General features: G+C 62.2%; 25 protein-coding genes. 7 read left to right on the forward strand and 18 right to left on the reverse strand.

Going from position 1 to position 23,598, the window contains the following annotated elements:
- Positions 1-132: 132 nt before the first annotated feature.
- Positions 133-468 carry a Grx4 family monothiol glutaredoxin gene (grxD, locus tag NKH05_RS22020; RefSeq protein ID WP_023674712.1) on the forward strand — a complete coding sequence of 112 codons (336 nt, stop codon included), beginning with the start codon at positions 133-135 and terminating at the stop codon, positions 466-468.
- Positions 469-674: 206 nt separating this feature from the next.
- The gene (locus NKH05_RS22025) at positions 675-1,874 is read left to right on the forward strand and encodes a multidrug effflux MFS transporter (protein WP_031193515.1); all 1,200 of its coding nucleotides are present in this window, start codon (positions 675-677) and stop codon (positions 1,872-1,874) included.
- Between the two features lie 22 nt (positions 1,875-1,896).
- On the opposite strand, the gene NKH05_RS22030 is transcribed toward NKH05_RS22025, so the two are convergent.
- The 3 genes from NKH05_RS22030 to rpsD all read right to left on the reverse strand — a co-directional run bounded on the left by NKH05_RS22030 (position 1,897) and on the right by rpsD (position 4,377).
- Complete coding sequence (locus tag NKH05_RS22030; protein ID WP_352481171.1) at positions 1,897-2,724, reverse strand: inositol monophosphatase family protein; 828 nt, start codon at positions 2,722-2,724, stop codon at positions 1,897-1,899.
- Entirely contained in the window at positions 2,714-3,607 is an 894-nt protein-coding gene (gene ttcA, locus NKH05_RS22035) for a tRNA 2-thiocytidine(32) synthetase TtcA (RefSeq protein ID WP_352641108.1), read from the reverse strand. Before ttcA ends, NKH05_RS22030 begins: the two co-directional genes overlap by 11 nt.
- 152 nt (positions 3,608-3,759) lie before the next feature.
- Positions 3,760-4,377: a 30S ribosomal protein S4 gene (gene rpsD / locus NKH05_RS22040; protein WP_023717376.1), complete on the reverse strand. Its 618-nt coding sequence runs from the start codon at positions 4,375-4,377 to the stop codon at positions 3,760-3,762.
- A gap of 379 nt (positions 4,378-4,756) precedes the next feature.
- Between rpsD and NKH05_RS22045 the strand changes: the two genes are divergently transcribed.
- Positions 4,757-4,969: a hypothetical protein gene (locus tag NKH05_RS22045; protein ID WP_023674706.1), complete on the forward strand. Its 213-nt coding sequence runs from the start codon at positions 4,757-4,759 to the stop codon at positions 4,967-4,969.
- A gap of 90 nt (positions 4,970-5,059) precedes the next feature.
- Here the strand turns inward: NKH05_RS22045 and NKH05_RS22050 are convergent, their stop codons facing one another.
- From NKH05_RS22050 to NKH05_RS22065, 4 genes are all read right to left on the reverse strand, one after another.
- Complete coding sequence (locus NKH05_RS22050) at positions 5,060-5,248, reverse strand: DUF3008 family protein (protein WP_023717374.1); 189 nt, start codon at positions 5,246-5,248, stop codon at positions 5,060-5,062.
- Positions 5,249-5,327: 79 nt separating this feature from the next.
- Positions 5,328-6,140, reverse strand: a complete 813-nt coding sequence (gene murI / locus NKH05_RS22055; RefSeq protein WP_353026057.1) for a glutamate racemase — start codon at positions 6,138-6,140, stop codon at positions 5,328-5,330.
- 140 nt (positions 6,141-6,280) lie between these two features.
- Complete coding sequence (locus NKH05_RS22060) at positions 6,281-6,925, reverse strand: DUF805 domain-containing protein (RefSeq protein WP_023717372.1); 645 nt, start codon at positions 6,923-6,925, stop codon at positions 6,281-6,283.
- A gap of 79 nt (positions 6,926-7,004) precedes the next feature.
- Positions 7,005-7,871 carry an RNA methyltransferase gene (locus tag NKH05_RS22065; RefSeq protein ID WP_352855832.1) on the reverse strand — a complete coding sequence of 289 codons (867 nt, stop codon included), beginning with the start codon at positions 7,869-7,871 and terminating at the stop codon, positions 7,005-7,007.
- Positions 7,872-8,076: 205 nt separating this feature from the next.
- On the opposite strand from NKH05_RS22065, the gene NKH05_RS22070 reads away from it, so the two are divergent.
- Both NKH05_RS22070 and NKH05_RS22075 read left to right on the forward strand, forming a co-directional pair.
- Positions 8,077-9,288, forward strand: a complete 1,212-nt coding sequence (locus NKH05_RS22070; protein WP_023717370.1) for an NADP-dependent isocitrate dehydrogenase — start codon at positions 8,077-8,079, stop codon at positions 9,286-9,288.
- Between the two features lie 11 nt (positions 9,289-9,299).
- Positions 9,300-9,926 carry a glutathione S-transferase family protein gene (locus tag NKH05_RS22075; protein ID WP_352917824.1) on the forward strand — a complete coding sequence of 209 codons (627 nt, stop codon included), beginning with the start codon at positions 9,300-9,302 and terminating at the stop codon, positions 9,924-9,926.
- Positions 9,927-10,203: 277 nt separating this feature from the next.
- On the opposite strand, the gene NKH05_RS22080 is transcribed toward NKH05_RS22075, so the two are convergent.
- The 3 genes from NKH05_RS22080 to recA all read right to left on the reverse strand — a co-directional run bounded on the left by NKH05_RS22080 (position 10,204) and on the right by recA (position 15,088).
- Positions 10,204-10,998, reverse strand: a complete 795-nt coding sequence (locus tag NKH05_RS22080) for a PhzF family phenazine biosynthesis protein (RefSeq protein ID WP_353026060.1) — start codon at positions 10,996-10,998, stop codon at positions 10,204-10,206.
- 66 nt (positions 10,999-11,064) lie between these two features.
- Positions 11,065-13,731 carry an alanine--tRNA ligase gene (gene alaS / locus NKH05_RS22085; protein WP_353026062.1) on the reverse strand — a complete coding sequence of 889 codons (2,667 nt, stop codon included), beginning with the start codon at positions 13,729-13,731 and terminating at the stop codon, positions 11,065-11,067.
- Between the two features lie 259 nt (positions 13,732-13,990).
- Positions 13,991-15,088 (reverse strand): recombinase RecA, encoded by a 1,098-nt coding sequence (gene recA / locus NKH05_RS22090; RefSeq protein ID WP_023717366.1) that lies wholly within the window; start codon positions 15,086-15,088, stop codon positions 13,991-13,993.
- 277 nt (positions 15,089-15,365) lie between these two features.
- On the opposite strand from recA, the gene NKH05_RS22095 reads away from it, so the two are divergent.
- Positions 15,366-16,325, forward strand: a complete 960-nt coding sequence (locus NKH05_RS22095; protein WP_352495795.1) for a PfkB family carbohydrate kinase — start codon at positions 15,366-15,368, stop codon at positions 16,323-16,325.
- Between the two features lie 6 nt (positions 16,326-16,331).
- Here NKH05_RS22095 and NKH05_RS22100 read toward each other — a convergent pair whose 3' ends face one another.
- Entirely contained in the window at positions 16,332-16,655 is a 324-nt protein-coding gene (locus NKH05_RS22100; RefSeq protein WP_352481176.1) for a TfoX/Sxy family protein, read from the reverse strand.
- A gap of 90 nt (positions 16,656-16,745) precedes the next feature.
- Here NKH05_RS22100 and NKH05_RS22105 point away from each other — a divergent pair, with 90 nt between their 5' ends.
- Positions 16,746-17,243 carry a GFA family protein gene (locus NKH05_RS22105; RefSeq protein ID WP_352495794.1) on the forward strand — a complete coding sequence of 166 codons (498 nt, stop codon included), beginning with the start codon at positions 16,746-16,748 and terminating at the stop codon, positions 17,241-17,243.
- Positions 17,244-17,445: 202 nt separating this feature from the next.
- On the opposite strand, the gene sufA is transcribed toward NKH05_RS22105, so the two are convergent.
- The 7 genes from sufA to sufB all read right to left on the reverse strand — a co-directional run bounded on the left by sufA (position 17,446) and on the right by sufB (position 23,489).
- Positions 17,446-17,826 (reverse strand): Fe-S cluster assembly scaffold SufA, encoded by a 381-nt coding sequence (gene sufA / locus NKH05_RS22110; RefSeq protein WP_006206001.1) that lies wholly within the window; start codon positions 17,824-17,826, stop codon positions 17,446-17,448.
- A gap of 110 nt (positions 17,827-17,936) precedes the next feature.
- Positions 17,937-18,329 (reverse strand): SUF system Fe-S cluster assembly protein, encoded by a 393-nt coding sequence (locus tag NKH05_RS22115; protein ID WP_023717362.1) that lies wholly within the window; start codon positions 18,327-18,329, stop codon positions 17,937-17,939.
- Positions 18,330-18,334: 5 nt separating this feature from the next.
- Positions 18,335-19,576 (reverse strand): cysteine desulfurase, encoded by a 1,242-nt coding sequence (locus NKH05_RS22120; RefSeq protein WP_352495793.1) that lies wholly within the window; start codon positions 19,574-19,576, stop codon positions 18,335-18,337.
- 53 nt (positions 19,577-19,629) lie between these two features.
- Entirely contained in the window at positions 19,630-20,898 is a 1,269-nt protein-coding gene (sufD, locus tag NKH05_RS22125) for a Fe-S cluster assembly protein SufD (protein ID WP_352857726.1), read from the reverse strand.
- 43 nt (positions 20,899-20,941) lie between these two features.
- Positions 20,942-21,697: a Fe-S cluster assembly ATPase SufC gene (gene sufC / locus NKH05_RS22130; protein ID WP_352702514.1), complete on the reverse strand. Its 756-nt coding sequence runs from the start codon at positions 21,695-21,697 to the stop codon at positions 20,942-20,944.
- A gap of 54 nt (positions 21,698-21,751) precedes the next feature.
- Complete coding sequence (locus NKH05_RS22135; protein ID WP_352857723.1) at positions 21,752-21,931, reverse strand: hypothetical protein; 180 nt, start codon at positions 21,929-21,931, stop codon at positions 21,752-21,754.
- A gap of 40 nt (positions 21,932-21,971) precedes the next feature.
- Positions 21,972-23,489 (reverse strand): Fe-S cluster assembly protein SufB, encoded by a 1,518-nt coding sequence (gene sufB, locus NKH05_RS22140; protein ID WP_352857116.1) that lies wholly within the window; start codon positions 23,487-23,489, stop codon positions 21,972-21,974.
- Positions 23,490-23,598 lie beyond the last annotated feature (109 nt).

Consider the following 23,598-nt stretch of genomic DNA (forward strand, 5'->3'; position numbering starts at 1 on the left):
TTGGCACAAGATCAGACGTTCCTTTGCGCCATTTGCATGGCAAGGCGGCAAACATCTTGTTTCGCGCAACCCATGGGTTTATTTGAAGGGTAATGTTCGAGCCTGACTCCCACAGGCATGAAAGGGTATTCCATGAGCGGCATCAACGACTACATCGACAATGAAGTGAAGGGCAACGACGTTGTTCTCTTCATGAAAGGCACGCCCGGCTTCCCGCAATGCGGATTTTCCGGTCAGGTCGTGCAGATCCTCGACTATATCGGCGCCGACTATAAGGGTGTCGACGTGCTGACGTCGGCCGAGCTACGGCAAGGCATCAAGGACTATTCCAACTGGCCGACCATCCCGCAGCTCTACGTCAAGGGCGAATTCGTCGGCGGCTGCGACATCATCCGCGAGATGTTCCAGGCGGGCGAATTGCAGACCTTCCTCGTCGAAAAGGGCGTCAGCGTCAAAGGCGCCGCCTGACTTCTGTTTTGCGTATGGCTTTCCGAAGATCGACTGCGATTGTCGGGGTCATGCGCTTAGCGCCGGGGCACCTTGGCAAAAAGTTGTGCCCGCTATCGGGGCAATGAACGAATGGATGCGTCGGCACGCCGGCGCATTTTCGTTTGAAGATCGGACTGGCCGTGGATCAGCAAGCACAAGCGCAGCAAAAGGCAAGCACCTTGCCTATTCCGCGCTGGGAATTCATCGCGCTATGCGCGGCGCTGATGGCGCTCAATTCGCTGGCCATCGACATCATGTTGCCGGCGCTGCAGCAGATCGGCGCCTCGCTCGGCGTCGAAAATGAAAACCACCGGCAATATGTGATCACCGCCTACATACTGGGCTTCGGCGGTGGGCAACTGTTCTTCGGGCCCGTCTCGGACCGCTTCGGGCGCCGCGCTCCGCTGGTTGCCGGGCTGGTGATCTATGTTGCGGCGGCGGGCGCTGCTGCAGTCGCCCCGTCATTCGCCACGCTTCTGCTATGCCGGGCCGTGCAAGGCATCGGCGCGGCGGCGACGCGCGTCATTGCCGTCTCGATCGTGCGCGATACGTTCGACGGAAGGCGCATGGCCGAAGTCATGTCCTTGATCTTCATGGTGTTCATGGCAATTCCGGTGGTGGCACCCGGTATCGGCCAATTCATCATGCTGTTTGCGACCTGGCACGTGATCTTCGTCACCATGGCGGCCGGCGCGCTGATCGTGTCCGCCTGGTCGCTGTTGCGCCTGCCCGAGACACTACATCCAGAATATCGCCGGCCGCTGACGCTGTCCTCCATCATCGGCGGCTTCCGCATCGTTCTCACCAACCGCATCGCGCTCTGCTACGCCTTCGCCAGCACCTTCATCTTCGGCGCCATGTTCGGCTTCATCGCCTCGGCCCAGCAGATCTATGTCAGCGTGTTCGATGTCGGCGAGATGTTCCCGGTCATCTTCGCGGGGGTTGCCGGCGTGCTTGCTTTTTCCAACTACCTCAACTCGCGCCTCGTCGGCCGCATCGGCATGCGCCGTCTGTCGCAAAGCGCGCTGCTGCTGTTTCTGGCCATCAGCCTTGCCTGGCTGGTCGTTTCCATCGAAATGAAGATGCCGCTCTGGCTCTTCATTACTTTCTTTGCCTGCGCCATGGTACCGTTCGGCGCGCTCGGCGCCAACTTCAACGCGCTCGCCATGGAGCCGCTCGGTCACCTGGCCGGCACCGCCTCGTCGATTCTCGGGTTCATGCAGACATTTCTTGGCGGCATCCTCGGCACGCTGATCGGCCAGGCCTTCAACGGTACGGTAACGCCGCTGGCCGCCGGGTTCTGCAGCGTGTCGGTGGCGGCGCTGCTGATGATTCTCATCGCCGAGCGCGGCAGGCTGTTCCAGCCGCAAAACCCGCCGGTCTAGTTTTACGCGCTGGCGGATAAAACTATTCCGCCCAAAGCTCGCGGCGCAGCTCCCGCCAGCTTTCCCTGTCCGGCGCGACCAGCAGGCCACCTCCGACATGTGACGGCAGATAGGCGCTGCCGTCGAAGCGCGCGGCATAACCGCCGGCCTCGGCATGGATCAGTACGCCGGCCAGATGGTCCCACGGCATCAGCTTGTTATAGACGACGAAATGGCCGTGGCCGCTGGCCAGCAGGCGGTATTCGTGGGCTGCGCAGCGATAGTTGAACTGCGACAGCGACTTGGTCTGATTGCGCGCCAGGCGTGAGCGGTCCGGCTCGGGTAGATAGTGCCACGAGACCGCTCCAGTCATTTCCGATATCGGCGCCGGTTTGGCGACATGGACTTTTTCGAAATTGCCATGCGCGTGCCGAATATGACTGCCGGCGCCACTGACGCCGACCAGCCAGTCCTTGCCGACGGGATCGTGGATGATGCCGGCGACCGTCTCGCCCTTGACCACGACGCCAAGCATGACGCCGAACAGCGGCACGCCGGAGGCGAAGTTGAAGGTGCCGTCGACCGGGTCTACGACGAAGGCGAGTTCGGCATCGCCGAGACCGTCGAGCAGCGTCGGGTCGTCGGAGCAGGCCTCCTCGCCGACGATCATCGCCTTGGGATACCGCTGAAGCAGCCTGGCGGCGATGAGCCGCTCGGCATTCACGTCGGCCTCGGTCACAAGATCGGCGGCCGAGGTCTTGCGACGCACGTCGCCCTCACTCAACCGGCGAAAGCGCGGCATGATCTCGGCGACGGCAGCGTCCGACAGAAGGTCGGCAAGCCAGTCGATCGCGCTGTCGTCAAATGTCATGGGGACCGTCTTGCTTTGCGTTAAGAGCATCGTTGAGGGCGGCGAAATCGAACAGCGTCCTGTCGAGCAGATGCGAGCGCCGCACATTGGCCATGGCACGGATCATGGTGTCCTTGCGGCCGGGCATGCGCTTCTCGATGTCGTCGAGCATCGCTTTCATGGCGTTGCGCTGCAGGCCTTCCTGGCTACCGCACAGATCGCACGGAATTATCGGGAATTTCATGGCGCCGGCGAATTTCTCGAGATCGGCTTCCGCACAATAGGCGAGCGGCCGCAGCACCATGACGTCGCCTTCGTCGTTGAGCAGCTTCGGCGGCATGGCGGCGAGGCGTCCGCCATGGAACAGGTTCATGAAGAAGGTTTCCAGAATGTCTTCGCGGTGATGGCCGAGCACCAGCGCCGAGCAGCCCTCCTCGCGGGCAATGCGATAGAGATGGCCGCGCCGCAGCCGCGAACACAGCGAGCAATAGGTGCTGCCCTCGGCCAGCTTGTCGATGACCACAGAATAGGTGTCCTGATATTCGATGCGATGCGGAATGGCATGGCTGTCGAGATAGTCGGGCAATATGTGCTTGGGAAAGTTCGGCTGGCCCTGGTCGAGATTGCAGGCCAACAGCTCGATCGGCAGCAGCCCGCGCCATTTGAGATCGAGCAGCACGGCAAGCAGGCCGTAGGAATCCTTGCCGCCCGACAGAGCGACCAGCCAGCGGTCGCCGGGCCTCACCATTGAGAAATCGTCGATCGCCTGGCGGGCAAGCCGCAGCAGCCGCTTGCGCAGCTTGTTGAACTCGACGGAGGACGGCACATCGGCAAACAGCGGATGAAAGCCGCCTTCGGCGTCGGCGACCGGTTCGAGCGTTTCGGCGTCTGGCTGCATGTTCACGGCGCGGCGGCCCTAAAGTCCTGTTGCCGCCCGCAGTAGCGCATCGGATCGAAAATCGAAATCGATTTCGGAATCACGCCGCGAAAAAGGAACGAAAAAGTAAGGCCGCCCCGACGGGCGGCCTTCGCTTGTATCGCGTACGAACGCGCCGATCAGCGCGAATAGAATTCGACGACCAGATTCGGTTCCATCTGCACGGCAAACGGAACGTCGGCCAGGCCGGGGATGCGCGTGAAGGCCGCGGTCATCTTGTTGTGGTCGGCCTCGATGTAATCGGGCACGTCGCGCTCGGCCAGGCCCACCGATTCCAGCACGATGACCAACTGCTTCGACTTCTCGCGCACTTCGATGACGTCGCCCGGCTTGCAGCGGTACGAGCCGATGTTGACGCGCTTGCCGTTGACGTTGACGTGGCCGTGATTGACGAACTGGCGCGCCGCAAAGATGGTCGGTACGAACTTGGCGCGGTAGACGACTGCGTCGAGGCGCGATTCGAGCAGGCCGATCAGGTTCTCCGAGGTGTCGCCCTTGCGGCGGTCCGCCTCTTCATAGACCTTGCGGAACTGCTTTTCCGAAACGTCGCCATAGTGGCCCTTCAGCTTCTGCTTGGCGCGCAGCTGCAGGCCGAAATCGGAAAGCTTGCCCTTGCGGCGCTGGCCATGCTGGCCGGGGCCGTATTCACGCTTGTTGACCGGGGACTTCGGGCGGCCCCAGATGTTTTCGCCAAGACGGCGGTCGATCTTGTACTTCGCGGATTCGCGCTTGCTCATCGCATTCCCTTTCAAAACAACACACCCGGAACCTCATGGTCCGGGTGAAGGAAACGCGCCCTCCTCTGGCCCCCGTTTTCGAGACCTGACAGGGTTTTCCACGCAACGCGACGGAAAACCCACGGGACACGTCATTTCAAACAGGACATCAGGAAATTAAAACCGGCTTCCAAACGTCTTGCACACATAAAGAAAACCACCGGGCATTGCGGCCCGGTGTTGGTGGGCTGGTTAAACGGAGATTTAACCGCTGTCAAGCTTCCGGCTGGCGCGAATCGCCGAACCGGATAGTGTTGCGGTTGTAGAACGTGCCGGATGTGGCGGGAGGTTGCGCCAGCGGCATCAGGAAGGGACTGAAGTCAGAGGAGCTGGAATTCGCATGAAGAAGTTCTTCCTTACGTTGGTAGGAGCCGCGGTGATGGCCGGCACGATGGCGGTCGCGCCCGAGCCGGCGCAGGCCCGGCATTGGCACGGCCACAGGCATCACCAGGTCTGCCGCATCGTGGTCAAGAAGAAGGTGGTGTGGCGGCACGGTCATCGCAAGGTCATCCGCTACAAAGTGCGGCGCTGCGGTTGGGGATGGAACTGGTAATTTTCGCCCTCGCCCGTTGAGACTTCAGGGCCCGCGGCTCAGCCGCGGGCTTTTTATCGACCGGCATCCGCCGCCAGAATGGTCAGTCGATCAGTGTTTCGATTTCTTTTCCGGCAGGCCCTTGCGCTTGGTCTCGGCGAATTCCTCGAGCTGTTTTTCGCTCATGGATTTATACATTCCCTTCGACGCGCCTTTGAGCTCGCTCTTCTTGGTCTCGCCACGCTTGGCGGACAGTGCAGCACCGGCGGCTTTCTGCTGGGCTTTCGAGGTGGCTGGCATGATCGTTTCTCCTGTTCCTCAATGAGAAAAGAACGCATCGCCCTGGGCTGATGTTCCCGGAGCACCAAAGTGCCTGGGGTCAGGATACCGCCAGGCCAAATCCCTGCATCAGCCGGCGCGTCGGAAAATCGGCCTCGTTCGAGGTGAAGACGGCAAAATCGGCGCCTTCCGGCAGTACCTCTCTGCGATAACGGGCCTCGGTATCGGCGAGCAGCGACAGCGCGCGGCGTGCGATCGCCTCGGCCGGGTCGAGCCAGTCGACCGGCCAAGGTGCTGTCTTGCGCATGCGGTTGGCCAAAAAGGGATAATGGGTGCAGGCAAGCACGACGATGTCGGTGCACAGCCCGTCATGCTCGACGAAGCACGGCGCGATCTCGGCGCGCACGGCGTCCTCGTCGACAAAACCGTCGCGCATATAGGCTTCGGCCAATCCAGCCAGCCTGTCGCTGCCGACCAGGCGGACATGGCATTTCTGCGCCCATTTGCTGATCAGGTCACGCGTGTACTGGCGCTTGACGGTGCCGGGCGTCGCCAGCACCGAAACCAGGCCTGAGCGCGTGCGTTCCGCCGCCGGCTTGACGGCCGGCACGGTGCCGACGAAAGGGTGGCCGGGAAACCTCTCGCGCAACGCTTCGATGACCAGCGTCGAGGCGGTGTTGCAGGCGATGACCGAAATGGCCGGCGAAAACCGTTCGAGCAGCCTGGCGAACAACTCTAGGATGTGTGTTCTCAGCGCCGGCTCCTCCCAGGCGCCGAAGGGGAACGCCGCGTCGTCGGCGACATAGATGAAGCGGCGGTCAGGCATCAGGACGCGCGCCTCACGCAGCACGGTGAGGCCGCCAATGCCGGAATCGAACATCAGGATCGGACGGGCGCTCGATGGACTGGTCATTATCATTGAGTCACTAAGGGCTGGGAATCACAAACGAGATCACGAGAGAAGGCTCGGCCCATGCTTTTTGCTTTGGCCAATGATGCTTTATCCCGGCCGCTTCTATCTGGAACCATCATGGCCTTGATGCGGCGAGACGGTCACACAAGGCCCCGCTTGCCGAAGCCGCCGGCCCGCGGCCGGCCGTTCGCCGGAGATGCAGGGTGAGATGCAGGGTGGTTCGACGGCACCGGTGCGGCCCGCATGGCATAGGCCGGAGCCAGGGCCGCCACGCCGGCGGCCGACTCTGAATGGGGCGCCGCGGCGCCGCGCAGCGGCCCGGGCGGGTCGAAATCGTCGAAACTCAGGGATGACGCCATATCCGAAGAGCTACCGCCCGCCGGCTTGGCCGCCAAGATGACCGCCCACAGCCCGACGAGAGCTAATCCCAGCAGGTTAAGGCCGGAATGCGACTCGTCGCCGTCGAACTTTACGACAAGAACAGTGCCGGCCTGCAGAATCGCAAACAGGGTCGAGAACACGATATACGACCAAAGGATCCAACCGGACCCTTGTGCATCGCGGCTTCGACGCCAGGCGAAATTCGCGCGGAACAGAACAATCACCAGCGAGGCGACGAGAACGGCCGCGGCCAGCCCTTCCCTGGAAGGTCCGGGCTTCGAATTGGCCAAACCCTCGATGCCGATGGTCAGCACGACGCACAGCACAAAGGTCACGATTTCCGCAACCAGCAAGGCCGCCGAATAGAAGAAAAAGCGAGGACGACCGATATCCGAGCTAAACATCCGAGGATCCATCGTTTTCCAGACAATGGATCACATCAAATAACATTCGGTTACTGGTGAGATATGGGCAACTCGAAGGCTAGTCTTTGTCCTTCGCCTTGCCGGCGCGTGCCGCGGCCGCCGGGAGCCGCCTTGGATCGTCGCCGGGCGATCCGTCGCCGCGCGGCATGGCCGGCGAGAACCTGTCCAGCGATGATATAATACCGCGTAGCACCTTGAGCTCCGGCTCGGCAAAACCGGGGCGGGTCAGCACTGCGCGCAAATTGTCGACCATCTTCGGCTTCTTCGGTGCCGGGCGGAAATAGCCGCGCGCCTCCAGTGCACCTTCCAGATACGCAAACAGGGCGTGCAATTCTTCCTTGGCAGCTGGCGGCATTTCGGGACCGGAGAAGTTGGTCCTGGTCTCGTCTTCCAGGCCGGACTTCATCCATTCATAGGACATCAGCAGGGCCGCCTGGGCGATGTTGAGCGAGGAGAAGGCTGGATCGACGGGGAAGGTGACGATCTCGTCGGCAAGGCCGACCTCGTCATTATAGAGGCCGAAGCGCTCGCGGCCGAACAGGATGCCGGTGCGCTGGCCGGCCCGCTGCCGCGCGCGCAGCGCCCTGCCCGCCTCGACCGGGCCGCGCACCGGTTTGAAATTGTCGCGCGCGCGCGCCGTGGTGGCGAAGACGAAGTTCAAGTCGGCGACTGCCGAGCCCAGGTCGTCGAACACCTCGACGGCATCGATGACATGGTCGGCGCGGCTTGCCGCGGCACGCGCCTTCTCGCTCGGCCAGCCGTCACGCGGATTGACGAGGCGCAGTTCGGCAAGGCCGAAATTGGCCATGGCGCGTGCAACCATGCCGATGTTCTCGCCGAGCTGTGGCTCGACCAGGATGATCGCCGGTCCGGACGCAGGCGTTCCGGAGGCAAGAGGGTTGTCGGGATCCTGGGTGGCGGTCATGGTTGTCAATGAACTGCTGTTTGCGGCATTTCGCAGTCCCCTGCCACATTTGGCGGCGAAAATGAAGCTTTCGCAAAGAATGCCGGCACTACGGCGCGGTTCGCCGTTTGCGCGGCCAAAAAGCCTTTGATATACGGGCCGCATCCCAGGGCCGGCAGCCGTGCGGGCAAGGCCGTTCCGTTCCCAAAAGCGAGGCATTCTTTCCATGGCGAAGATCAAGGTGGCGAACCCGGTCGTCGAACTCGACGGCGACGAGATGACCCGCATCATCTGGCAGTTCATCAAGGACAAGCTGATCCACCCTTATCTCGACCTCAAGCTCGAATATTACGATCTCGGTATCGAGCACCGCGACGCCACCAACGACCAGGTGACCATCGATTCGGCCAATGCCATCAAGAAATACGGCGTCGGCGTGAAATGCGCGACGATCACGCCCGACGAGCAGCGCGTCGAGGAATTCAAGCTGAAGAAGATGTGGAAGTCGCCGAACGGCACCATCCGCAACATCCTCGGCGGCACCATCTTTCGCGAGCCGATCATTATGAAGAACGTGCCGCGGCTAGTGCCCGGCTGGACCAAGCCGATCATCGTCGGCCGCCACGCCTTCGGCGACCAGTACCGCGCCACCGACTTCCGCTTTCCCGGTAAGGGCAAGCTGACGATCAAGTTCGTCGGCGAGGACGGCCAGGTGATCGAGCACGACGTCTTCGACGCACCCGGCGCCGGTGTCGCCATGGCCATGTACAATCTCGACGAGTCGATCCGCGAATTCGCCCGCGCCTCGCTGAATTACGGCCTGCTGCGCAATTACCCCGTCTACCTGTCGACCAAGAACACCATCCTCAAGGCCTATGACGGCCGCTTCAAGGATATCTTCCAGGAGGTCTACGAGGCGGAGTTCGAAGCCGAGTTCAAGGCCAAGAAACTCTGGTACGAGCACCGGCTGATCGACGACATGGTGGCCTCCAGCCTGAAATGGTCGGGCGGCTATGTCTGGGCTTGCAAGAATTATGATGGCGACGTGCAGTCGGACACGGTGGCGCAAGGCTTCGGCTCGCTCGGCCTGATGACCTCGGTGCTGATGACGCCGGACGGCAAGACCGTCGAGGCGGAGGCCGCACACGGCACCGTCACCCGCCACTATCGCCAGCACCAGAAGGGCGAGGAGACCTCGACCAATTCGATCGCCTCGATCTTTGCCTGGACGCGCGGCCTCGCCCACCGCGCCAAGCTCGACGACAATGCCGAACTGAAGCGTTTTGCCGAGACGCTGGAACGGGTCTGCATCCAGACGGTCGAGTCCGGCTTCATGACCAAGGACCTGTCGCTGCTGATCGGTCCCGACCAGCCATGGCTTTCGACCACCGGCTTCCTCGACAAGATCGACGAGAATTTGCAGAAGGCGATGGCCTGAGCTCCTCCGACATGGACAAGCCCGTCGTCTACGGCGCGGACTACAGCGTCTATGTGCGCATCGTGCGGCTGGTGCTCGAGGAAAAGGGCGTCGGCTACGAGCTGGTGCCCGTCGACATCTTTGCGGCGGACGGCATTCCCGGCTGGTACTTCGAGCACCAGCCGTTCGGCCGCATCCCAGCCTTCGAGCATGACGGCTTTCGCCTTTACGAGACCGGCGCGATTGCCCGTTATGTCGACGAAGCCTTTGACGGCCCGGCGCTGCAACCGCTCGAAGCCCGGCCTCGATCACGCATGAACCAGATCACCGGCCTGCTCGACGCCTACGCCTACAGGGCCATGGTCTGGGATGTCGCCGTCGAGCGGCTGGAAAAAACGCCGCCCGACGAAGCCGTGATCGCCAACGGGTTGAGGCAGGCGAGAACGGCATTGCAGGCGCTGTCTTCGCTGAAAGCCGAAGGGCCTTGGCTGTTGGGGACGGAACTGACGCTGGCCGACCTGCACGCCGCACCGATCATCGGCTATTTCGTCAAGGTCGCCGAGGGGCGAAAACTGCTGGCGGAGTTTGCCGATATCCAGGATTGGTATGTGCGCATCGCGGCGCGTGCGGGTTTTGCGAAGACCGAAAAGGCAGAGTGAGGAGACAAGCATTCGGCAATAGGCCTTCTGGTGATTAGCGAAAGCCGAAGTGACATCCAATCTCCCCCTTGCGGGGGAGATGTCCGGCAGGACAGAGGGGGGTGTGAAGGATCGCTAACCTTCGACTGATCCTTTCCAATTGGGAACGGCCTGAGAACGTGGCTCCGATTGGGCTGACAGTCGGAGGGACAGCACCCCCCTCTGCCCTGCCGGGCATCTCCCCCGCAAAGGGGGAGATCGGCAGCTTCGCCGAAGGCGACCCACTGCGAAATACCGCTCAATCGGGAAGGTAGATCTCCGCCTTCATAAAGGTCTTCGCACGGCCTGTGATCAGCACGCGATCTCCGGCCAGCTCGCATAGCAAGTGCCCGCCGCGTTGCGAGTATTGGAATGCCGACAGATGCGTCTTGCCGAGTTTTTCAGCCCAGTAAGGCACCAGCGTCGCATGAATGGAGCCGGTTACCGGATCCTCGGGAATGCCTGCTCCGGGCACGAAATAACGCGAGACGAAATCATGGGCCTGCCCAGGCGCGGCAATGACCAAGCCGAGAGGATGAAAACGTCCGATCCTGAGCAGATCGGGAACGAAAGATCGCACGCTTGTCTCGTCGGCAAGCTCGACAAACAGGTTCTCGAAATTGCGGAAGCCCGCAACCGTCCGCTGAGACAATATCGCTTGCAGCGCCGACTTCAGCTCTTCCTCGACGGGCTGCGGCGGAAAACACGGCAGATCGAGCTGATAGGCCCCTTCCCGCTGGGAAACCCGCAACTCGCCCACCCGGGTGGCGAAGGCCATTTCGCCCTGACCACTGTATTCCGTGGTCAGCACATGGGCGGCCGCAAGAGTGGCATGGCCGCAGAAGTCGACTTCATGGACCGGCGTGAACCAGCGCAAATCCCAACCTTTGCCATTCGCCCGCACAAACGCCGTTTCGGCAAGATTGTTTTCGTTGGCGATGGCCTGCATTACCTGCTCCGGCAGCCACTCCTCCAAAAGGAGAACGGCGGCAGGGTTGCCCTGGAAGGCCTGTTCGGCAAAGGCGTCGACCTGATACATCGTCAGCGTCGGCATATCAGGCCCTCAAGGATGTCCGCTGGGCGGCGCGCCATTTCGGCCGTGCCCGCCCCCGGTGCAGGTTCACGCCGTCTCGAGAGCCGCTTTCACCGCAGCGATCGCGTCTTCGGCCTTCGAGCCGTCCGGGCCGCCGGCCTGGGCCATATCGGGTCGACCGCCGCCGCCCTGCCCGCCCAATGCCGCGGACGCGACGCGCACCAGATCGATTGCGCTGAAGCGGCCGGTCAGATCATCGGTGACCGCGACGACGACGCTCGCCTTGTTGTCCTCGCCGGCGCCGACAAAGACGACGACGCCGGAGCCGAGCGACTTCTTGCCGGCATCGGCCAGCGGCTTCAAATCCTTTGGCGAGACGCCCGATACCGCCTTGCCGAGAAAACCGACACCGGCAATCGTTTCGTTTTCCGCAGGCACACCGGCTGGCGAGCGATCGCCGAGCGCCAGTTTCTTGCGCGCCTCGGTCAGCTCCTTTTCGAGCTTCTTGCGCTCGTCGAGCAGTGCCTCGACGCGGGCCGGCACATCGGCCGGCGAAATCTTCAGCGCGGCGGCGGCCGCCTTCAGCCGCTTGTCCTGCTCGTCGAGATGCTTTCTGGCCGCCTCGCCGGTCAACGCCTCGATGCGGCGCACGCCGGCAGCGACCGCGCTGTCGGACACGATGCGCACCAGGCCGATATCGCCGGTCGCCCTGACATGGGTGCCGCCGCATAGCTCGACCGAATAGGGCCGGTTGGCCTTGGCGCCATGCAGGCCCGTGCCCATCGAAACGACGCGCACTTCATCGCCATATTTCTCGCCAAACAGCGCCATGGCGCCTTCGGCAATGGCGTCGTCGACCGACATCAGGCGCGTGGTTACAGGGCTATTCTGAACGACGATTTCGTTTGCCATGCGCTCGACCTCTTCGAGCTCGTCCGGCCAGATCGGCTTGTTGTGGGAGATGTCGAAGCGCAGACGCTCGGGCGCGACCAGTGAGCCCTTCTGCGCCACATGGGTACCCAGCACCTCGCGCAGCGCCTCATGGATCAGATGCGTGGCGGAATGGTTCGCGCGCAGCCTGGAGCGGCGCGCGTGGTCCACCCTCAGCTCGACGGTCGCGCCCGTCTTGACCGTGCCGTTGGCCACCTTGCCGACATGGACGAAAAGCCCATCGGCCTTCTTCTGCGTATCGGATATCTCGATCGAGAACCCGTCGCCTGAAATGACGCCGGTATCGCCCATCTGGCCACCGGACTCGCCATAGAACGGCGTCTGGTTGACAACCACGGCAACGGCGTCGCCTTTGCCGGCACTGTCGACGGTCTTGCCGTCCCTGACCAGCGCCTGGACGAGGCCTTCCGCCTGCTCGGTCTCATAGCCCAGGAATTCGGTGGCGCCGTTCTCCTCACGCACCGCGAACCATACCGTTTCGGTTGCGGCCTCACCGGAACCAGCCCAGCTTTTGCGCGCCTCCGCCTTCTGCCGCTCCATCGCCTCGGTGAAGCCGGCAAGGTTGACCGAGATGTTGCGCTGGCGCAGCGCGTCCTGCGTCAGATCGAGCGGAAAGCCATAGGTGTCGTAGAGCTTGAACGCTGTCTCGCCATCCAGCATGTCGCCGGAGACCAACTTTTCCGTCGCCTCCGAAAGCAAGCCCAAGCCTCGCACCAGCGTCTTGCGGAAACGAGTTTCCTCAAGCTTCAGCGTCTCGGTGATCATCTGCTCGCCGCGCACCAGTTCCGGGTAGGCTTGGCTCATCTCGCGGACCAGCGCCGGCACCAGCTTCCACATCAGCGGCTCATTCGAGCCGAGCAACTGCGCGTGGCGCATAGCGCGGCGCATGATGCGACGAAGCACGTAGCCCCGCCCTTCGTTGGACGGCAGCACGCCGTCGGCGACCAGGAAGCAGGACGAACGCAAGTGGTCGGCGATGACGCGGAACGATGCGACGGTGTCCGCATCCGGACCGCGGCCAAGCGCCGACGACGCAGCGTCGATCAGGTGGCGGAACAGGTCAGTTTCGAAGACGCTATCAACTCCTTGCAGGATGGAGGCCATGCGCTCGAGGCCCATGCCCGTGTCGATCGACGGACGCGGCAGGTCGACGCGCTCGTCCTTCGTCACCTGTTCATACTGCATGAACACCAGGTTCCAGAATTCGAGGAAACGGTCGCCATCCTCCTCGGGGCTGCCGGGAGGGCCACCCCAGATGTGCTCGCCACGGTCGATGAATATCTCCGAACACGGCCCGCACGGTCCGGTGTCGCCCATTGCCCAGAAATTGTCCGAGGTCGCGATGCGGATGATGCGATCGTCGGAAAGACCGGCGATCTTCTTCCAGTAGGAGGCGGCCTCGTCGTCGGTGTGGTAGACGGTGACCAGCAGCTTGTCCTTCTTCAGCCCGAACTCCCTGGTGATCAGGTTCCAGGCAAGCTCTATGGCGCGCTCCTTGAAATAATCGCCGAAGGAGAAATTGCCGAGCATCTCGAAGAAAGTCAGGTGTCGCGCGGTGTAGCCGACATTGTCGAGGTCGTTGTGCTTGCCGCCGGCACGAACACTCTTCTGGGCAGTCGTCGCACGCGAATAGGGCCGCTTCTCCAGACCGGTGAAAACGTTCTTGAACTGCACCATGCCGGCATTGGTGAACATCAGCGTCGGGTCGTTGCGCGGCACCAGCGGGCTCGACGCGACGACCTCGTGACCTTCCTTGCGAAAATAGTCGAGAAATGCCGACCGGATCTCGTTGACGCCACTCATGAATACTGCCTTTTCGAGAGAACCGCCGGCTGCCGGCGGAAAATAGACATGGCCTTTTAGCGGTCGCACCGCAGCCTGTCCAGAAACACCAAATGGGCTCAAATCCCGGCTTTCACCGGCGCTTTGAAATGCGTCTGACTCGCCGTCAAACGCCAACCGCCGGCACGGGGCCGGCGGTTCAAAATGTACCGATTACGCAAACTCAAAATCAAAACATCAAATCCAAACCTGGCTGACGCTCCGGGAGGCGTCGCTTTTCCTACATCGCCCCGGCGTCGTCCTCGAAACCGTCGTCGCTGCTTTCGGAGCCGCCGTTCTCAAGGAATTTCTCGGCGATCAATCCGGCATTCTGCCTCAGCGCCAATTCGATCTCGCGCGCCGTGTCGGGATTGTCGCGCAGGAACAGTTTTGCGTTTTCGCGGCCCTGGCCGAGACGCTGCGAATTATAGGAGAACCAGGCGCCCGACTTTTCGACCACGCCAGCCTTGACGCCGAGATCGACCAGCTCGCCGGTTTTGGAGACGCCCTCGCCATACATGATGTCGAACTCGACCACCTTGAAGGGCGGCGCCAGCTTGTTCTTGACGACCTTGACGCGGGTCTGGTTGCCGACGACCTCGTCGCGATCCTTGACCGAGCCGATGCGGCGGATGTCGAGGCGGACCGAGGCATAGAATTTCAGCGCGTTGCCGCCGGTCGTCGTCTCGGGCGAACCAAACATGACGCCGATCTTCATGCGGATCTGGTTGATGAAGATGACCATGGTGTTGGAGCGCGAGATCGAGGCGGTGAGCTTGCGCAGTGCCTGGCTCATCAGGCGGGCCTGCAGGCCGGGCAGCGAATCGCCCATCTCGCCTTCGATTTCGGCCCGCGGCGTCAGCGCCGCCACCGAATCGACCACCAGCACGTCGATGGCGCCGGAGCGCACCAGCGTGTCGCAGATCTCCAGCGCCTGTTCGCCGGTATCGGGCTGCGAGATCAGCAGGTTTTCGAGATCGACGCCGAGCTTGCGGGCATAGACCGGATCGAGCGCATGCTCGGCATCGACAAAGGCGCAGATGCCGCCCTTCTTCTGGGCTTCGGCCACCGTGTGCAGCGCCAGCGTCGTCTTGCCCGAGCTTTCCGGTCCGTAGATCTCGACGATGCGGCCGCGCGGCAGGCCGCCGACGCCAAGCGCGATGTCCAACCCAAGCGAGCCGGTCGGCACCGTTTCGATCTCGACGACCTGCTCGTTCGCGCCGAGCCGCATGATCGAACCCTTGCCGAAGGCACGCTCGATTTGCGACAGCGCCGCATCCAGAGCCTTTGATTTGTCCACCGCTTTGTCCTCTACAAGCCGCAAAGAATTCTGAGCCATGATACATCACCCCGTGGTCGTCAATGGAGGCCGGACAATCCCGCAATCCTTAAAAGAATGTACCTCGTTTGTTCTCATTTGTCAATGAGCCCCAAGGGTTTGAAAAATAACTGATATCCATATTTGTTCTATTTTTGTTTCGAAATTTTGCTTCCGGACGTATCCCGCCTCGCATGCGGCGCCGTTGCCGTCACCATCCGAATCGCACCCGCGATTGCAGGGTTCCGCCCGGCGACCTAGTCTCCTCCCGGGCAACAGCAAAGGGCATTTTGCCGGCATGATGAAATCCCCGACGATCCTGGCCGTGGGTGGCGCCTATATCGAGCGGCGCGGCCGGGTTGCCGGCGCCTTCGTGCCGGCCGCTTCCAACCCCGGCACGATGCGCGAGCATGTCGGCGGCGCCGCCTTCAACGCCTTGCGCTGTGCGGTGCGGCGCGGCGTCTCGGCCTCGCTGCTTTCGGTGCGCGGCGGCGATGCCCTGGGCGACACGGTTTTACGCGCCGTCACCGACGCCGGCATTGCCGATTTGTCGGCGGTGTTCCTCGACCGCGCGACGCCAAGCCATACGATGCTGGTCGATAGCGACGGCGGGCTGATCGCCGGCCTTGCCGACATGGTGCTCTACGAGCTGGCGCTTCCCAAGCAGATCCGCCGCGCCAAGGTGCGAGACGCGATCGGTTCGGCCGACGCGGTGCTGTGCGACGCCAACCTGCCGTCTTCCGCAGTGGCGCGGCTGGCGGCACTCGCCGCCGGCAAGCCGGTGTTTGCGCTTGCCGTCTCGCCCAGCAAAGCGGCGCGGCTGACGCCGGTGCTTGATCTTCTGGCACTCGCCTTCATGAACCGGCACGAGGCTGGCGTGCTCGCCGGCGTCGACATCGATGCTGACGACCAAGGCATCGTCGACGGCCTGAGACGCGCGGGCCTGAAAAGCGGCGTGATCACCGCTGGCGACGGACCGGTGCTCGGTTTCGACAAATTGGGCGCGTTCTCGATCCTGCCACCGCCGCTCCAAAAGCGGACCGATGCTGCCGGCGCCGGCGACGCATTGGCCGGCGCGACGATCGCCGCCCTGCTGCGCGGCCTGACGCTGCGCGCGGCACTGTGCGAAGGCGTTGCCGCAGCTATGCTCACCGTCGAGAGCGCCGCCTTCACCAGCGCCGGCTTTGCCGAGGCGCTGGCGCTCGTGCCCAGGCGCGGGACCTGGCGTGAAATGCGGCCCAGAATTGCCGAAGCATGACGCAGCCTATTTGCCGGCGCGCCGTCCTGCCTCGTAGGCGCGGCGCGCCCAGATCGCCATCTCGTCGGGGTCGTCGAAAGCGCTGTCGGGAACGCTCCAATAGGGCATCGACACCAGCTTTCCGTGGCGCGAGCCGGTATAGGTCCATTGCCGGCAGCCGGCCGCTTCGAAATCCGGGGCGCTTTCGGCGTCGGCCTTCAGCATCAATTCGCCACGGATGACAATGGCGACGATGACGCCATCGAAATAGATGCCCTTGCCGCCGAACAGCTTGCGGATGCTGACCGGGCCGAGCACTTCGAAAAGCTCTTCTATGCGCTCGTTGTCCATGGCGCGATCATGTCACCGGGATTTCCCCTTGTCATCGCCGCTACCGGCACCATCCTGACAAGTTCAGAATCAGTTTCATCGGAGTTTTTCATGCCGCTTCTGCTCAAAGGGTCCTGCCGGTGCAATGCCGTGCGTTTCGAGGTGGAAAGCCACACGCCGGTGCCGTTCATGCTGTGCTACTGCTCGATCTGCCGCAAGCAGCAGGGCGGCGGCGGTTTCGCCATCAATCTCGGCGCCGATTACGAGACGCTGAAAATCGAGGGCAAGCGCCATCTCGGCGTCTACCGGGCCGAGATCGAGGACGACGAGCACCCGCAACGCGAGATCTCGACGGGCGAACGGAGCTTCTGCACGAAATGCGGGACGGCACTCTGGCTCTACGATCCAACCTGGCCGGAGCTGGTGCATCCGTTTGCCTCGGCAATCGACACAAACCTGCCGAAGCCGCCGGAGAAGGTGCATCTGATGCTGAAATACAAGGCGAACTGGGTCGAGCCCGATATCGGCAAGGGCGACAAGGTCTTCGATGTCTACCCGGAAGAGTCGATCGCCGACTGGCACAAACGAACCGGGATGTGGGTGGATTAGCGTTTCTTCTCCCCGTTCGCTATCGCGTATGGGCAAGCGCCCCCTCACCCGGATTGCCAACCGAATTGCGAAGGGCAATCCGGGGCAATCCGACCTCTCCCCGAGGGGAGAGGAAGTCGCCCAGCGCTGGCGCCAGCCTCTTCTCCCCATCGGGGAGAAGGTGGCCCGAAGGGCCGGATGAGGGGGCGGCGAAGGAAAAGCCTTAGGCCGAAGCGCGCGCCTCGGCCAGTGCCTTCAGATCGGCAGGCTTCAATTCGACCGATTCGCCGCAGCCGCAGGCCGAGCTCTGGTTCGGGTTGCGGAAGGTGAAGCCGGTGCGCAGCGTCGTCTGCTCGAAATCCATCTCGGTGCCGAACAGGAAAAGCGCTGCCTCAGGCGCGACATAGACGTGGGCGCCGTCGCGCTCGATATGATCGTCCTTAGTGTTGGGCTCGGTCACCAGGTCGACCGTATATTCCATGCCGGCGCAGCCGCCCTTCTTGATGCCGAGGCGAATGCCATGCGCATTCTCACGGGTCGCGACGATCTCGCGCACCCGGTCGGCAGCCTTTTCGGTCATCGTGATGACGGCAAAGCGTCCCATTCTTTCCTTCTCCATTGCGCGCAGGTTCAAGGTCTGCCGAATGATTCCTCACCTAAAATGGTGAAGTTTTGTACCCGGCGCAAGTGCGCCAGCCTTTGGCTGGTCGGATGCTAGTACCACCCCACCGCTACCTGTGCCTCTTCCGACATGCGGTCGGGCGACCAAGGCGGGTCGAAGGTCATGTTGACCTCGACGCCGGAAACGCCTTCGACGGCGCCGACGGCGTTTTCGACCCAGCCCGGCATTTCACCGGCCACCGGGCAGCCCGGCGCGGTCAGCGTCATGTCGATCTTGACCGAGCGGTCGTCCTCGATGTCGATCTTGTAGACGAGGCCGAGCTCGTAGATGTCGGCCGGGATTTCGGGGTCATAGACCGTCTTCAGCGCCGAGACGATGTCGTCTGTCAGCCGCGCCAATTCGTCGGCGGGGATTGTCGATCCGGAAACCGCCGCATTGGTCGTCGTTTCCGAATTGGTCTCGGCGGTGTGGCTGGCATCATCCATGGTCGTCACCCGAAGAACTTTCGCGCCTTTTCCAGCGCATCGGCCAAAGCATCGACTTCGGCCCTGGTATTGTACATGCCGAACGACGCCCTGCATGTGGATGTTACGCCGAAGCGTTTCAACAGCGGCTGGGCACAATGCGTGCCGGCGCGCACCGCCACGCCCTGCCGGTCGATGACCATCGACACATCATGCGCGTGGATGCCCTGCAGCTCGAACGAGATGATGGCGCCCTTGCCAGGCGCATCGCCGAAGATGCGCAGCGAGTTGATGGCGCGCAGTTTTTCATGCGCATAGTCCTTCAGATCGGCCTCATGGGCGGCGATGCGCTCGCGTCCGATCTTTTCCATGTATTCCAGCGCCGCACCCAGCCCGATCGCCTGGACGATCGGCGGCGTGCCGGCCTCGAAACGGTGCGGCGGGTCGTTGTAGGTGACGATGTCTTGCGTCACCTCCTCGATCATTTCGCCGCCGCCCATGAACGGGCGCATCCGCTCCAGAATATCCTTCTTGCCGTAGAGCACGCCGATGCCCGACGGGCCATAGACCTTGTGGCCGGTGAAGACGAAGAAATCGCAGTCGAGATCCTGCACGTCGATCGGCATATGCACGGCGCTCTGGCTGCCGTCGACCAGCACCGGAATGCCGCGGGCGTGCGCAATGCGCACGATCTCCTTGATCGGCGTGACCGTGCCCAGCGCATTTGACATATGGGTAATGGCAACCAGCTTGGTGCGGTCGGTCAGCCGTTTTTCGAATTCCTCGATGTGGAAGACGCCGAGATCGTCGACCGGCACCCAAACCAGTTTTGCGCCCTGCCGCTCGCGGATGAAATGCCACGGCACGATGTTGGAGTGGTGCTCCATGATCGACAGCACGATCTCGTCGCCTTCGCCGATATTGGGCATGCCGAAGCCATAGGCGACGGTGTTGATCGCCGCCGTGGTGTTCGAGGTGAAGACGATGTTGTCGGTGCTCGGCGCGTTGAGAAATCTCTGTACTATCTTGCGCGCGTTCTCATAGGCGTCGGTCGCGGCGTTCGACAGGAAATGCAGGCCGCGATGGACGTTGGCGTATTCCTGGGAATAGGCGTGCTGGATGGCGTCGAGCACAGCCTGCGGCTTCTGCGCCGAGGCGCCATTGTCGAGATAGACCAGCGGTTTGCCGTAGACTTGCCGCGACAGGATCGGGAAGTCGCGGCGGATCGCCTCGACGTCGTAGGGAATGTTTTCGACTTTCTGGTCCATCACAAGCTCTCTCGAGGCATCGCCTCATTCCGTCCAGCACCCCTCGGCCAATTCTACCCGTGCGTCAAAAACCAATCGTCGAGCCGTCGTTCCAGCGCCTCGACGATGGCCTCGTCGTCCAGTTCCTCGATCACTTCGGCGACGAAGGCCTTGACCAGCAGGCCGCGCGCGGTCTTCTCGTCGATGCCGCGCGCCATCAGGTAGAACAGATGGCTGTGGTCGATCTCGGTGACGGTCGCGCCATGGCCGCAAACGACGTCGTCGGCGAAGATTTCAAGCTCCGGCTTGGTCGAAAACTCACCGTCGTCCGACAACAGCAGCGTGTTGCAGGCCATCTTGGCGTTGGTCTTCTGCGCATATTGGTGGACGTTGATACGACCCTGGAAGACGCCGCGCGCCTTGCCGGTCACCACGTTGCGGATGACTTCGGTCGAGGCGGTGTGCGGCACGGCATGGTCGAGCACCATGGTGACGTCGGTATGGGTGTCGCCGGCCAAAAGATTGATGCCGCGCAGCGTGAAGTCGGCGCCCTCGCCGGTCGTCCTCACGACGACCTCCTGGCGCACCAGCTTGCCGCCGGCATTCATGACGAACAGCGTCAGTTTCGAATTCTTGCCGAGATGCGCCTTGAACTGGGCGAGATGTGTTGCCGTATCCGGCTGCTCCTGCACGATGAGCCATGTCACTTCGGCGCCCTCGCCAAGCACAAGCTGGCTGACCGAGCTGACCAGCGCCGCCCCCTCGCCCGCCTGGCGCTCGACGATGACAGCCTTGGCGCCGGCACCGACGCGGACGGCCAGGCGTACATGCGTCTGTCCACCGGCCTGCAAATTCTGCAGCTCAAGCGGCTTTTCCAGTTCGGCACCGTCGGCGATGTCGACGAAATAGCCGTCGGCGACAAAGGCAGTGTTCAGCGCGCCGATCGCGTCATCGGTGCCATAGGAATCCAACCCCGGCGCGATGCTGCCGTCGGTCAGCTTCTCCGACAGGCGCTGTACCGCGACGCCCTCGACAGCAGCCCATTTGGCGCTCGAAACGCCGTTCAGCACCGGCAAAACGCTGGAGTCTTCGACGATCGGCGCAATGGCTTTCGCGACCGCTGCCGGATCGAAGTCCGGCACCGAGGTCAGCAGCCGGCGCAGGTCCGTATAATGCCAGGATTCGATGCGCCGCGTCGGCAGGCCGCCCTTGATCGCCTCGATGGCGTCGTCGCGCTTCAGCATCACCGCGCCGTCGCCGGGCAGCAGCGACAGCCGCTCGCCAAAGGCGTCGATCAGCGCCGTTTCGGCCAATGTTCGCTGGGGTGTCGTGTGCATGTTCATCAGTATCGCCTTGTTTGGCTTGCCTTCCGGGCCTGCTGACATCTCACGCGGCTTGCCCGATCACGCCGGCATAGCCATTGGCCTCGAGGTCGAGCGCCAGCGACTTGTCGCCCGACTTGATCACCTGGCCTCTGTAGAGCACGTGCACCGTATCCGGCACGATGTATTGGAGCAGGCGCTGGTAGTGGGTGATGACAACGATGGCCCGGTCCGGCGAGCGCAGCGTGTTGACGCCGTCCGCGACGATCTTCAGCGCATCGATGTCGAGGCCGGAATCGGTCTCGTCGAGGACGCACAGTTTCGGCTCGAGCAGCTTCATCTGCAGGATCTCGGCGCGCTTCTTCTCGCCGCCGGAAAAACCGACATTGAGCGGCCGCTTCAGCATCGCCATATCCATGTTGAGCGAGGCCGCCGCTTCCTTCACGCGCTTGAGGAATTCCGGGATCTTCAGCGGTTCCTCGCCGCGCGCCTTGCGCTGCTCGTTCATCGCCACTTTCAGGAATTCCATGGTCGCCACGCCCGGTATCTCCATTGGATACTGGAAGGCGAGGAAGATGCCGGCGGTTGCGCGCTCGGCCGGATCCATTTCGAGGATCGACTGGCCGTTGTAGAGGATGTCGCCTTCGGTGACCTCATAGTCCTCGCGGCCGGCGAGGATGTAGGACAGCGTCGACTTTCCCGAGCCGTTGGGGCCCATGATGGCGGCAACCTCGCCGGCCTTCACCGAAAGATTCAGGCCACGGATGATCTCGGTGCCGTCATCAACAATACGGGCATGGAGGTTTCTGATTTCAAGCATTTTTGTCTTTCCACTACGCCACTAGGCGGACGAGCCCATCGGCCATTAATCTGGTCAATTGGTTTTGATCGTGAACTGGTGAATCGGCCCTACATCATCGACAGTCAAAGTGTCTTGCTTTTGCCAGACAAGCCACCCGGCCAATATGGCGGTAGCCATCCAGCAAATGAGTCCAAAGGCCATCACCTTTCGGCTAAGTTTCATCGAACCTTGCAATCCATGACTATTGGTCATCGTTTTTTCATATGTGAAACGCCAAGCGAAGCCTGGGCAGCTACCCTACGCTCCCCTCGAGGCTGATGCCGATCAGCTTCTGCGCCTCGACCGCGAACTCCATCGGCAGTTGCTGGATGACGTCCTTGACGAAGCCGTTAACGATCAGCGCGATCGCCTCTTCTTCCGGGATGCCGCGCTGCATGACGTAGAACTTCTGGTCCTCGGAAATCTTCGAGGTGGTGGCCTCGTGCTCGAACTGCGCCGTCGAATTCTTGGCTTCCATGTAGGGCACGGTGTGTGCGCCGCACTGGTCGCCGATCAGCAGGGAATCGCAATTGGTGAAGTTGCGGGCGTTGGTCGCCTTGCGGTGCGCCGAGACCTGGCCGCGATAGGTGTTCTGCGAAAAACCGGCGGCAATGCCCTTGGAGATGATGCGGCTCGACGTGTTCTTGCCGAGATGGATCATCTTGGTGCCGCTGTCGACCTGCTGGTAGCCGTTCGACACGGCGATCGAATAGAACTCGCCGCTGGAATCGTCGCCGCGCAGGATGCAACTCGGATATTTCCAGGTGATGGCCGAGCCGGTCTCGACTTGCGTCCACGAAATCTTCGAGCGATGGCCGCGGCAGTCGCCGCGCTTGGTGACGAAATTATAGATGCCGCCCTTGCCCTCGGCGTCGCCAGGATACCAGTTCTGCACCGTCGAATATTTGATCTCGGCATCGTCGAGCGCGATCAGTTCGACCACCGCGGCATGAAGCTGGTTCTCGTCGCGCTGCGGTGCCGTGCAGCCTTCGAGATAGGAGACGTAAGCACCCTCCTCGGCGATGATCAGCGTGCGCTCGAACTGGCCGGTGTTCTTCTCGTTCATGCGGAAATAGGTCGACAATTCCATCGGGCAGCGCACGCCCTTGGGGACGAAGACGAAGGAGCCGTCGGTGAACACCGCCGAATTCAACGTTGCGTAGAAATTGTCGGAGGTCGGCACGACCGAGCCGAGATATTTCTTCACCAGCTCCGGATGCTCGCGGATCGCTTCCGAGATCGAGCAGAAGATGACGCCGGCCTGCGCCAGCTCCTTCTTGAAGGTGGTGACGACGGAGACCGAATCGAACACCGCGTCGACAGCGACACGGCCCGACTTGTAGACATTGTCGCTGGCTTCCTCGAGCTCCGAGGCATCGGTCTTCTGCACGCCGGCGAGGATCTCCTGTTCCCTGAGCGGAATGCCGAGCTTCTCGTAGACCTTCAGCAGTTCGGGATCGACGTCGCTGAGCGAGGTCGGTCCGGGCGTGCTCTTGGGCGCCGCGTAATAGTAGAGGTCCTGAAAATCGATCTTGGGATAGTGGACGCGCGCCCATTTCGGCTCGTCCAGCGTCAGCCAGCGGCGATAGGCTTCCAGGCGCCATTCCAGCATCCAGGACGGCTCGTCCTTCTTCGCCGAAATGAAGCGGATAATGTCTTCGCTCAGGCCCTTGGGGGCCTTGTCCATCGCGATTTCGGTCTGGAATCCGTATTTATACTGGTCGACATCGATCTTTCGAACTCGATCGATCGTCTCCTGCACAGCAGGCATCAGCGTTCTCCATCCACGCCGGGGTCAAGGCCCGGCAGTTTTCAAACTATGGCACCGCCAACCAGCACCCTTTGGGCACCCGAAGCGGCGTAAGTTTCATATAGTGCGT

Origin of the sequence: Mesorhizobium sp. M1399 (assembly GCF_040317735.1) — a bacterium.
Classification (GTDB): domain Bacteria; phylum Pseudomonadota; class Alphaproteobacteria; order Rhizobiales; family Rhizobiaceae; genus Mesorhizobium.

Excerpts from the sequence above, each read along its gene's own strand:
- grxD (WP_023674712.1), top strand. The coding sequence starts at position 133 with ATGAGCGGCATCAACGACTACATCGACAATGAAGTGAAGGGCAACGAC.
- NKH05_RS22030 (WP_352481171.1), bottom strand. The coding sequence starts at position 2,724 with ATGACATTTGACGACAGCGCGATCGACTGGCTTGCCGACCTTCTGTCG.
- rpsD (WP_023717376.1), bottom strand. The coding sequence starts at position 4,377 with ATGAGCAAGCGCGAATCCGCGAAGTACAAGATCGACCGCCGTCTTGGC.
- NKH05_RS22045 (WP_023674706.1), top strand. The coding sequence starts at position 4,757 with ATGAAGAAGTTCTTCCTTACGTTGGTAGGAGCCGCGGTGATGGCCGGC.
- NKH05_RS22050 (WP_023717374.1), bottom strand. The coding sequence starts at position 5,248 with ATGCCAGCCACCTCGAAAGCCCAGCAGAAAGCCGCCGGTGCTGCACTG.
- murI (WP_353026057.1), bottom strand. The coding sequence starts at position 6,140 with ATGACCAGTCCATCGAGCGCCCGTCCGATCCTGATGTTCGATTCCGGC.
- NKH05_RS22060 (WP_023717372.1), bottom strand. The coding sequence starts at position 6,925 with ATGTTTAGCTCGGATATCGGTCGTCCTCGCTTTTTCTTCTATTCGGCG.
- NKH05_RS22065 (WP_352855832.1), bottom strand. The coding sequence starts at position 7,871 with ATGACCGCCACCCAGGATCCCGACAACCCTCTTGCCTCCGGAACGCCT.
- NKH05_RS22070 (WP_023717370.1), top strand. The coding sequence starts at position 8,077 with ATGGCGAAGATCAAGGTGGCGAACCCGGTCGTCGAACTCGACGGCGAC.
- NKH05_RS22075 (WP_352917824.1), top strand. The coding sequence starts at position 9,300 with ATGGACAAGCCCGTCGTCTACGGCGCGGACTACAGCGTCTATGTGCGC.
- NKH05_RS22080 (WP_353026060.1), bottom strand. The coding sequence starts at position 10,998 with ATGCCGACGCTGACGATGTATCAGGTCGACGCCTTTGCCGAACAGGCC.
- alaS (WP_353026062.1), bottom strand. The coding sequence starts at position 13,731 with ATGAGTGGCGTCAACGAGATCCGGTCGGCATTTCTCGACTATTTTCGC.
- recA (WP_023717366.1), bottom strand. The coding sequence starts at position 15,088 with ATGGCTCAGAATTCTTTGCGGCTTGTAGAGGACAAAGCGGTGGACAAA.
- NKH05_RS22095 (WP_352495795.1), top strand. The coding sequence starts at position 15,366 with ATGATGAAATCCCCGACGATCCTGGCCGTGGGTGGCGCCTATATCGAG.
- NKH05_RS22100 (WP_352481176.1), bottom strand. The coding sequence starts at position 16,655 with ATGGACAACGAGCGCATAGAAGAGCTTTTCGAAGTGCTCGGCCCGGTC.
- NKH05_RS22105 (WP_352495794.1), top strand. The coding sequence starts at position 16,746 with ATGCCGCTTCTGCTCAAAGGGTCCTGCCGGTGCAATGCCGTGCGTTTC.
- sufA (WP_006206001.1), bottom strand. The coding sequence starts at position 17,826 with ATGGGACGCTTTGCCGTCATCACGATGACCGAAAAGGCTGCCGACCGG.
- NKH05_RS22115 (WP_023717362.1), bottom strand. The coding sequence starts at position 18,329 with ATGGATGATGCCAGCCACACCGCCGAGACCAATTCGGAAACGACGACC.
- NKH05_RS22120 (WP_352495793.1), bottom strand. The coding sequence starts at position 19,576 with ATGGACCAGAAAGTCGAAAACATTCCCTACGACGTCGAGGCGATCCGC.
- sufD (WP_352857726.1), bottom strand. The coding sequence starts at position 20,898 with ATGAACATGCACACGACACCCCAGCGAACATTGGCCGAAACGGCGCTG.
- sufC (WP_352702514.1), bottom strand. The coding sequence starts at position 21,697 with ATGCTTGAAATCAGAAACCTCCATGCCCGTATTGTTGATGACGGCACC.
- NKH05_RS22135 (WP_352857723.1), bottom strand. The coding sequence starts at position 21,931 with ATGACCAATAGTCATGGATTGCAAGGTTCGATGAAACTTAGCCGAAAG.
- sufB (WP_352857116.1), bottom strand. The coding sequence starts at position 23,489 with ATGCCTGCTGTGCAGGAGACGATCGATCGAGTTCGAAAGATCGATGTC.